This is a genomic window from Rheinheimera sp. (genome assembly GCF_020217005.1).
GTDB lineage: Bacteria > Pseudomonadota > Gammaproteobacteria > Enterobacterales > Alteromonadaceae > Pararheinheimera.
The window spans coordinates 1-10,000 of sequence record NZ_JAIWOI010000104.1 but is presented as its reverse complement, the minus strand read 5'-3'; the positions used below and the strand labels follow the sequence as shown (position 1 = coordinate 10,000).

Here is a 10,000-nt window from a genome sequence, read left to right as displayed (position 1 = left end):
CAAAAACAAGTGAGTTATCAGTTGTTAAGTGGTGCCGATTTAACTTTGCAGCATCAAACTGAGCGCTTTAGTTTAGTAGCAGGTCAAAGCCAGATGTTTTCCTTATCAAAAGCCTCCTCAGCTGCTTTGTCAGGAGCCACATTATGATCCAGGCTTTTATTTTTGATTTGGATGGTGTTTTGACCGACACAGCTGAATATCATTTTTTAGCCTGGAAGCAATTGGCAACTCAGCTTGGTATCGAATTTAGCCGCGCCGACAATGAACTGCTCAAGGGCGTTGATCGGATGGGATCGCTGGAACTTATTCTGCAGCTGGGGCAAAAGCAGTTAAGTGTGGATGAAAAGCTGAAGCTGGCAGAGCAAAAAAATACAGAGTATTTGAAGCTGGTAGAGCGTATGTCGCCCGCTGATTTATTTCCCGGTGTCTTGCCACTGTTTAGCAGTTTAAAAGCAGCCGGAGTAAAAACTGCTTTGGCTTCAGCCAGTAAAAATGCCGCTTTGGTGCTGCAAAAGTTGTGTATTCCGGCTTTGTTTGATTATGTCGCCGACTCCAATCTGATTAAAAACGGCAAACCTGACCCTGAAATCTTTCTCACTTGCGCTCAGGCTTTGGGCGTAGCGCCAGAGCGTTGTATTGGGGTGGAAGATGCCCCAGCCGGAGTGACTGCAATCAAAGCTGCTGGCATGTATGCTTTGGGAATTGGTGAACCGCATGCATTAACTCAGGCTGATTTGGTGATCCCAGCCGTATCGGCTTTGGACCAGCCATTGCTGACCAAGCTGTTAACCTTGTGAGCTTAATGCCGCGCTGAACTTTGGCGGGTTAATAACCGCACAGGTAAGAGTTCAGATTCTGCCGGTTTTCCGTCCATTTGCTGCAGTAATTTAGACACCAGCAATTTACCGCCATTGATGGTGTCTTGTTTTACTGTGGTCAGGGCTGGCGAGCAATAAGCCGACATCGCAATATCATCAAAACCTGCAATAGCTAGTTGTTGTGGTACTTGTACGCCATGTTCCTGCAGGGCTTTCATCGCACCTAAAGCTATGGCATCGCTGGCGGCAAAAATACCATCCAGCTTGGGCAGCAACGGGAATAACTGTTGCTGGGTTTTGACATACCCGTCCTGAGCCGTAAAGTCGGTGATGAGTTCGTAGGCCGAATCTAAAGCCAGACCGGCTTTTTGCAACGCATCCTGATACCCCAGATAACGTTGTTCAATTTCGTTATGGCGGTAATCGCCCAAAAAGGCGATATGTTTACAACCTTGGGCCACTAAATGACTGACCGCAGCTTCAGCGCCGCTGCGATTTTGGCTGCCTACTACTGTAAAACTATCATGGCCAGAACTGGCACCCCAGACGACAAAAGGCACTTTGCTGTGCGACAGTTGTTCAATACGCTGATCGTGTTCGCCCTGACCTATGATGATTAAACCATCGGCTCTTTTGGCGTCTATGTAATAAGTTTTCCAGTCTTTGTCTTTAGTTTTGCTGGTGCTCAGCAGCATGTCATAACCTTTGTGTGTCAGTTCATCGGCAATCACACCTAAAATTTCCAGTAAAAAAGGGTCGGAAATAGCCTGTTGGCTTTTGGCATCAAACAAAATGATCACAGCTATGGTGTAGCTTTTTTGTGTACGTAAACTGCGGGCTGTAGGGTTGACGTTAAATTGGTACTGCTGGGCTATCTGCTGTACTTTCAGGCGAGTTTCTATATTCACGACCGGGTTGTCGCGTAGTGCTCTGGATGCAGTAGATTCGGACACTTCAGCCAAAGCCGCTATATCGGCCAGTGTCATCATTTTTTTACCTGAATTCACAACGAATTTTCCATAATAAACTGCAGTTACCTCTGCCAACTCATTTGATTATGACAAAAGGATGATGCCAAATCGAGCCCCCGTCGTACTTGAAGCCGCAGCTGTGTTGGCGGCGCTACTCGCCCCAGTCGTTTCTAAGATACTGACCTGACATGACCCGCGCATCCTCGCTTCAATCCAATGGCACATAGGACAACTATGCTCCCGGGGTCTCGCTCGCTTGCCGCCTTGCTGCAACTCCAATTACTTAGGGGAACTTACAAGCTAAAACCCTAACACAAAATGATTGTGCAAACGATTGCAAAAGTTCCTGTTTCGTTATTGCAATCGATTGCAAGATGAATTATGTTTATTTAAGCAGCAATAAATAAATAGCTTCATAGCTGCATAATTGAAGACAACGGGGAGAGATCAGATGAATTTACAGCTCACTAAGCTGGCGTCAGCCATGCTCATTGCTTTACTGCCAGCCACTCTGGTTCAGGCGCAGCAGCAAACCGAAGAAAGTTCTAAAGTTGCAGCAGCAAAAAAACCAGCCGAAGAAAGCCAGATAGAACAAATAGTCATCACAGGTAAAGCCAGTGGTATTGCCGGTTTACGGGTAGATGCCAGTTATGCCATCACCAACGTGTCGGCAGAAAATATTGAAAAAATGAATCCAAAAAGCACGGCCGAGTTATTTACCTTAGTACCAGGTGTCTGGTCTGAAAGTTCAGGCGGTGTAGCCGGTGCTAACGTCTTTGTTAGGGGGTTCCCCAGTGGTGGTGATGCACCATTTTTGACAGTACAAATGCAGGGCGTGCCAATTTTTCCACCACCAACTTTATCTTTTTTAGAAAACTCCTCGATGTTTCGCCTCGATGAAACTGTCGATTTTATGGAAGCTTTGCGGGGTGGTTCAACACCTGTAATTTCTAATGGTCAGCCAGGTTTAACCACTAACTTTATTTTAAAAGAAGGCTCAGAAGAGACTGAAGGTTTAGTTAAATTGTCCACTTCTGATTATGGCCTGCAGCGCATGGATGCGGTGGTCAGCGGTGAATTGGCTGACGATTTGTATTTTATGATGGGCGGTTATATCAGTAGCTCACAAGGTGTGCGTGATGCGGGTTTTAACTCAGAAGAAGGCCACCAGTTTACGCTAAACATCACCAAAGAGTTAGATAACGGCAGTATCAACTTCTATACCCGCCAGACTGATGATCATGGCGTATGGTACCTGCCGACTCCACTGAATGTAGCTGGCGTGGACAATACCTATACCCAGATTGGCCCTAATAACAGACAAGGTACTATTCAGTTTGGTCCGAATGGCGAGAGCCGCAGTGTTGATTTTGGTGATGGCCGTGGTTGGGTTGGTTCAGTCTCGGGCGGTACAGTGGATCTGGATTTAAATAACGATTGGAAACTGTTGTATCGCTTTAACTATACCCAGGGCGATGCCAATACTTTAGGTTTAGTGCCTGAGGCTGGTGCTGTGGCTCTGCGTACTGTCGCTGATAATGGTTTAAACGCGACTGGCGCGACCACTGGCACTTTGTACGATGGCGACACTATGGTGCAGCAAATTGGCCGCTGGGTGGTTGAAAAAGAGCTGGATTCCTTCACTAACGACTTAGCTGTCACCAAAACTGCAGACAGTGCCAAGTACACTTTAGGTGTTTACAGCACTGCTTTTTCAGTGAAAGACTGGTGGTCTATAGGTAATCAGGCCTGGCATGTGGTGCAGTCCGGAGGGGAAGCATTAACTGGCATTGATTGTAACGACAATCAGGACAGTTGTAGCTGGAACTATGACATAGATGCCACTGGTGATGGCACCACTCGCGCTTTATATGCTGCTGTTGAAGTGGCATTAAATGAACAGTGGACCGCGGACTTTGGTCTGCGTAATGAAAATCACACTATTGATTACACAGTAGATGAAGGTTTAACAGGCCAGGTCAGCAAAGCTGTCAGTTACGACGAAAGTAAAATCGCCTGGACTGCAGGTGTGAACTGGATGTGGCAAAAAAATATGGGGGTTTTTGCCCGGGTCAATAAAGGCAATAAAATGCCATTTTTTGACGACTTCCGTGATAACTACGGCGCCTTTACCAGTGGCGAAAAGCTGATTAAAGAAGTGACTCAGTTTGAATTGGGTTATAAATGGGCCGAACAAAACTACAGTTTCTACGCCACTTCATTTTATAACGAAGTGGAAGGCGATACATTTGTCCGCCGCCCTGGCGACCCTGCTGAAGTGCTGACCAACAGAGCTTATGGTGTAGAGCTTGATTTTAACTACTTCACCAGTGTGGGATTTTCCCTGAATCTGAATTCGACACTGCAAAAAACTGAAATCACTGAAAGTCCAACCAACGAAGGTAACAGAGCGCAACGTCAGCCTAAATGGCAGGTGCGTTTGACCCCTAGTTATGGTTTTGAGGCTTTTGAAGGTACCTTTGCTTCAGTCTACGGCACTATAGCTTCGGTGTCTGATCGTTATGCGGACAATGAAAATACCGTGACTTTAGCGGGTTACACCAAAATTGATGCGGGTTTGCAGTTAGAGCTGACAGAGCAGTTAAAAACCCAGTTGTCAGTGGATAACCTGACGGACAAACAAGGTTTAACTGAGGGGGATCCACGTAACCCAACCTCACCAAACGGCCGTTATATTCTGCCGCGTTCTGTGACTTTAAGTATGACCTACCAGTTCTGATCGGTGTAAGTCACTCAATGGACATGGTCGCAACAAGCTTCCGGCCTTAGCCGGAGGCGAAGGCGTGATACCGGCGAAATGCCAAACTCTTGGTATTTCGAAAGACCGTTATCACCCCGACATTTTCGACATACCGTCCCTCCATGGACATGGTCGCAACAACGTTCCCGACAGTTGCGACATACCGTCCCTCCATGGACATAAAAAAGGCCAGCGATTGCTGGCCTTTTTCTCCCCTGTCGAACGTCTATCGTCCCCTGTTGTTTTTATTCTTTTTGCCGCTGATTTTTATCAGCTTTGGCAAATTTCGTACTCTAAAGGCAAGTCGCCAAGAGTATAAAAAATCAACTGCGTTAGTTATAACTAATTTACTCTGTAATCGCCACCTTCTTTTGCACGAAAGCATGGACTATTTTGTGCATTGGCAATACAAGGTTGTGGTTGGGCGTTGCCCCGGATCATACTGAACCAACCGCTTTGTTCGCCAGTCAGTTGCAATTGGATATCTTCAATACCAGCTTTATCCAAAGAACCATGAGCTCCTTTTTGACAAAACAGTAACTCAACATGGCGTTCGCCGTCCTTTAACAGCAGGGACTGAGGCTGTTCCGGGTGACCGCCAAAAGCGACAAACTGTGCCGGAGTTTTTAAGCCGCTATTGCTGCCGTCGGCAAAAAATGCCAATACATGTTGGTAATACACTACATAACTACAGACATCTTTGTGTGAACCTCTGTCCAGTGGGAAAACTTTATCCAAAAACGCTTTGGAGTAATCCATGATTTGACGGACATGACTCTGGTTCAGCCCTGCTATGTAGCTGATCTCTTCCCGGATATCATGGTCCTGGTGTGAGTTTTGGGTGGCTGTCATGTTCATGATTTCTGTCCTGTTGTCTGTTGTTTTTAATTAGGTCTTAAGGCTGTAGGGCCAGTAGAGCAACATTGCTGTTGTTCGATATTTAGTCTATGTTAGTTTTCTGAATAATTTCACAATAAAAACTTCACAGTGTGAATTTTACAAAATGACAGCCAATAAAAGTTTACTCAGAAAGTCGCATTTCCTTGGTACTAAGATCAGAAACCTGAGGAAGCGTAATAACTTAACTATGGAAGACTTGTCGACCCGTTGCATCAGAGTGAACTCTGAGTACGCGCCTTCAGTGTCCTATTTATCGATGATAGAGCGTGGCAAACGGGTGCCGAGCCTGGACATGCTGCAGGTGATCGCAGAAGTTTTTCAAAAAGAAGTGGAATGGTTTCTTGATGGTGAAGAGCAGCAACTGGATATCACACCGCAAAAAGGCAGTCGTGGTGGTGTATCTGGTATGGCGCTGGAGCCGGGCTTTTTGTTTTCTAACGATATTCTACAAATTGCTATACCGGAAATGCTGTCCCAAACCGGGATCAGCGGCCGTCAGTTTGCTCAGCTACTGATCCGCGCGCACCAGGAGCATCATCAAAATCACTTCCCTGAGCTGGAGCGTGCTGCTGAAGAAGTGGGCCAGAAGCGGATGCCTTTATCGGTGGAAGATCTAATGCAGATAGTGCAGCAATTGGGTTTGCAGGTGCGCTGGTTTGAGCAAACGCCAAAAGAGGTGCTGGACGAGCTTGGCGTCTTATCAAAAAACGTACCTACGTCGTATTTTTTACCGCCTGCAACTTTGCATTTAAATAAGCTACTGCAGCAGTGGCCCACCCGGCTGAAATACGAACTGGCCGTGCATATAGGCCATGCAGTGCTGCATAACAAAGATGGTGTCAAAAGCGGCATGATGGTGGGCGGGGCTTTTGAATCAGTGCCGACGGACGACAGTGCTGTGGCACCGCAAGATATTTTGCATGCCTGGCGTGACTTTGAATCGAGCTTTTTTGCCGGTGCTTTGTTGTGCCCTAAAATGCCGTTTCGTCAGCTATTAGACAAACAAGGTTATGAAATCAGTTCACATCACTTAGCTGGTGTATCGGCCTCTGTTGCTATGCGCCGTATGACGGCAGTGTCGCCATACAGCCACTGGCATTATTTTGATGCCTACACCCCGGGTAAATTAAAGGCTGTGTACCGGGGCAACGGTATACCTTTGCCCTGGGGCAATATGCGCCAGGTAGAAGACCCTTGTCAGCACTGGGCCGTTTTTAGGATGTTTGAGGCTGCGGACTCAGCGCATTCAGCGCAGCTGTCTATTCTTGATGTACACGGCCAGCCTCGGATTTATTGTTGTGAATCGACTAAAGTCTCTGATTTAGCGGGCAATGCTCATGTGCTTTGTGCCGGAATAGATTTAAATCCTGCGATCGAGGCTCAGGGCATAGACGTCGATACTATGGCGCAAGAGCTGAAGCAACTTTGTGTCAGGGCTCAAGGTGGGGCTATGGTACCAAAAGCTATTCGCAGCACTTTAAATACAGTAGCTAACGTGCTGAATATTCAGTGGGTACAACGCAGTATGGAAAAGCCAGCCCAGCTGATTTGTGCCAGAGGCAGCAGCTGCCCCCGTCAGCCGGGCTGTTATCAGTGTGCCTGAGTCAGGTTAGAACTTATAGCTCAGGCCGACACGGTAGGCTCTTGGCGTACCTGGAGTGATGTTATTGTTGTTATGAGCTGAAGCGTAGTAGGTTTTATCCAGCAGGTTTTCCAGGTTCATTTGTACCCGCAGTTGCGGGCTCAGTGTATAGAACACTGCCGCATCCAGCCGGCCAAAGCCTGGCAGTGTGACGCTATTGTCCGTAGTGGCAAATCCGCTGCTTTGCGCCACCCAGCCCAGTCCTGCAGCAACCACATCGTTCAATTGGTAACGGTTCCACAAGGAAAAGCTTTGCTTAGGAACCTGAGCCAGATGGTTACCATTTTGTGCAGTTGGCGTCTGAATTTCACTGTCCTGATAAGCAAATCCCGCCACCAATTGCCAGTGTTGCGTCAGCTGCCCTGCCATTTCCAGCTCCAGACCACGCACTTGCTGACCATCCACCAGAATAGTGCGGGTCGGGTCGGCTGGATCTGTCACTGCTACATTGGTTCTGTCCAACTGATACAGTGCTGTAGTGAAATTCAGGCCCGAACCTAAGTCCCATTTCATACCAATTTCTTTATTAGTGAACTCTTCTGGATCCAGCGCTTTGTTGCTGACAGTTAATGAGGCCAGTTGCTCACCCGCACGCGGCACATACGACAGGCTATAGCTGGCATAAAATGACAGGTCCTGGCTAGGCTGATAAATCAAGCCTGCCCGCGGCGACAGCAGGTTGTCTGTGGTATCCAGCACCTCAGCGGTTCTGTTGTTCAGTAGCTCGGCGTCAAAGCGGTCATAGCGCAGTCCAACTATTGCCTGCCAGTTCTGATCCAGTTCAATCTGATCCTGCAGGTAGAATGCCGCTGTTTTGGCCACACTGTGGTTGTTGGCATCTGTTGCGCTTGGACGAAACTCCAGGCTACCAGCATAAATAGTGTTGGCCAGCGGTACAGTGTCTGAGGTGGCTGTGGCACTAATATCAGTGAAGTAGCCGGTCAGACGCTGGTTGTCGGTTTTCTGTCGGTTCAGTTCAACCCCTGTCAGCATAGTGTGACGCATACCTGCCAGGTCCGCCTGGAGCACCAAATCGGTCTGGTTCATCAGGTTGGTCCTTAAGGTCTCGCTGGTATAGGCTGCCAGGCTGACTCTTTGGGTCTGAGCGTTCACTGCGCCCGGAAAGACGTTGCCGTAAAACTTGTCATAATCGGCATAACGGGTGGTGTTGGTCAGGGTGATATTATTGCCAAAATCGTGGCTAACGGTAGCGCCAAAGGCATCGACAACGGCATCAGAATTGCTGTCTTCTGGTTTACCGAAAAACTGTTCACGTGGGACGGCAACCGGTCGGCCATTGAGCGATGGAACGCCACGATCCGTGGTGCGATCGTCTTTAAAATGCTCATAACTCAGTGCTACTGTGGTTGCGTCTGAAGCTTTAAAGGTCAGGGTAGGGTTGATAGCCTGGCGCTTTAACTCCATATAATCGCGAAAGCCTTCCGAGTCTTCATACAAGGCTGTCAGCCGTGCTGCTACCGATTCGTTCACTGCGTGGTTTAAATCGACACTGGCTCTTTGTTGTTGCCAGCTGCCAAAGGCCAGGTCAAGGGCGCGACCGTCTGTCCAATTGGCTTGTTTAGTCACTCTGTTAATCAGACCGCCTGCACCGCCACGGCCAAAGATCATACCACTGGGGCCTTTGAGTACTTCAACCCGCTTCACGTTGTACAAGTCGCGGAAGTACTGCACGTCATCACGTACACCATTCAGAAAGAAATCAGCAGTAGAAGTATTACCGCGCAACACTGGTGCGTCTCTGTGGCCTTCGCCCTGTTGCATTTGGACACCCGGCACATACCGCACTACGTCAGACATATTTTGCATAGCCTGGTCGTCGATCAACTCTTCGGTAATGACGCTGATTGCCTGAGGAATATCTTTCAGGGCTGTAGGGGTTTTAGTCGCGGTGCTACTTTGATCCACAGTGTAAGATTGAGCCTGACCTACCACTTGAATGCGTTCAACGTTCTGATCATCGGCCAACACACTAAAGGCCAATATAGGCATACCTGTGACTGCCAGTCGGATTGCGTGACGTAATGTCTGGTGTTTCATAAGAACCTCATACAACAAAAGTGCCTGAATTTTTTGCGCATTATAATACGAATGGTTTTCATCTTTACATATATTTACATAAAGCTGGTGTGAAAAACTTAGCGGCTATTGTGTTGTACGAGCTGAATTCGTCTGGCTAGGCAGAAGGGGGAAGAGGAGTTGTTATGTCTATCAGAGTGCATGGAGCGGAAAATGCAGCTGAGGAAAAGTCACAGGGGCCTGACAATTCAGACCCCTTATTTCAGGATCAGAGGCCTTGTTTCAGCTTCCAGCCTAATTGCTGTTCAGCGAAGAATGGCACAATCGGGCTGCCATCCGGCAGGGTGATTTCAGCAGGCACAGTCCAGGTTTCTTTTACTAAAGTAATGGTGCTGCTATTGCGTGGCAGGTTGTAGAAATCCGGGCCATAGTGGCTGGCGAAACCTTCTAACTTGTCCAGACAACCTAAGTCTTCAAACACCTGTGCATAGAGTTCAATTGCACTCCAGGCGCTGTAACAACCGGCACAACCACAAGCTGCCTCTTTACGGTGTTTAGCGTGTGGTGCTGAATCTGTGCCAAGGAAGAATTTTTTATTGCCAGTGGCAACCACAGCACGTAAAGCTTCCTGATGCGTACGGCGTTTTAATACTGGCAGGCAGTAGTTATGAGGGCGTACACCGCCGACCAACATATCGTTACGGTTCAACAGTAAGTGCTGAGGTGTAATGGTGGCAGCAACGCGGTCTGGCGCAGCTTTAACAAATTCAACAGCGTCCGCTGTGGTGATATGTTCAAACACCACTTTCAGGCCTTGAATGGTGTTTATCAACTGAGTTAAATGCTGATCGATAAAGACTTTTTCGCGGTC

At 47.9% G+C, this 10,000-nt stretch carries 6 protein-coding genes and 1 pseudogene; 3 read left to right on the top strand and 4 right to left on the bottom strand.

The window, feature by feature from the left end:
- Nucleotides 1-143 precede the first annotated feature (143 nt).
- Nucleotides 144-797 (top strand): beta-phosphoglucomutase, encoded by a 654-nt coding sequence (gene pgmB, locus LDL40_RS05085; protein WP_300994082.1) that lies wholly within the window; start codon nt 144-146, stop codon nt 795-797.
- Nucleotides 798-799: 2 nt separating this feature from the next.
- Here the strand turns inward: pgmB and LDL40_RS05080 are convergent, their stop codons facing one another.
- The gene (locus tag LDL40_RS05080) at nt 800-1,825 is read right to left on the bottom strand and encodes a LacI family DNA-binding transcriptional regulator (protein WP_300994081.1); all 1,026 of its coding nucleotides are present in this window, start codon (nt 1,823-1,825) and stop codon (nt 800-802) included.
- Between the two features lie 415 nt (nt 1,826-2,240).
- Between LDL40_RS05080 and LDL40_RS05075 the strand changes: the two genes are divergently transcribed.
- The gene (locus tag LDL40_RS05075; protein ID WP_300994080.1) at nt 2,241-4,529 is read left to right on the top strand and encodes a TonB-dependent receptor; all 2,289 of its coding nucleotides are present in this window, start codon (nt 2,241-2,243) and stop codon (nt 4,527-4,529) included.
- 363 nt (nt 4,530-4,892) lie between these two features.
- On the opposite strand, the gene LDL40_RS05070 is transcribed toward LDL40_RS05075, so the two are convergent.
- Nucleotides 4,893-5,408, bottom strand: coding sequence for a malate synthase (locus LDL40_RS05070; RefSeq protein ID WP_300994079.1), 516 nt, complete (start codon nt 5,406-5,408; stop codon nt 4,893-4,895).
- Between the two features lie 145 nt (nt 5,409-5,553).
- On the opposite strand from LDL40_RS05070, the gene LDL40_RS05065 reads away from it, so the two are divergent.
- Nucleotides 5,554-7,053, top strand: coding sequence for a DUF3612 domain-containing protein (locus LDL40_RS05065; protein WP_300994078.1), 1,500 nt, complete (start codon nt 5,554-5,556; stop codon nt 7,051-7,053).
- Between the two features lie 6 nt (nt 7,054-7,059).
- On the opposite strand, the gene LDL40_RS05060 is transcribed toward LDL40_RS05065, so the two are convergent.
- Together LDL40_RS05060 and LDL40_RS05055 are read right to left on the bottom strand one after the other, a co-directional pair.
- Complete coding sequence (locus tag LDL40_RS05060; RefSeq protein WP_300994077.1) at nt 7,060-9,150, bottom strand: TonB-dependent siderophore receptor; 2,091 nt, start codon at nt 9,148-9,150, stop codon at nt 7,060-7,062.
- A gap of 247 nt (nt 9,151-9,397) precedes the next feature.
- Nucleotides 9,398-10,000 (bottom strand): annotated as a pseudogene (locus LDL40_RS05055) (dihydroorotase); the annotation flags it as partial.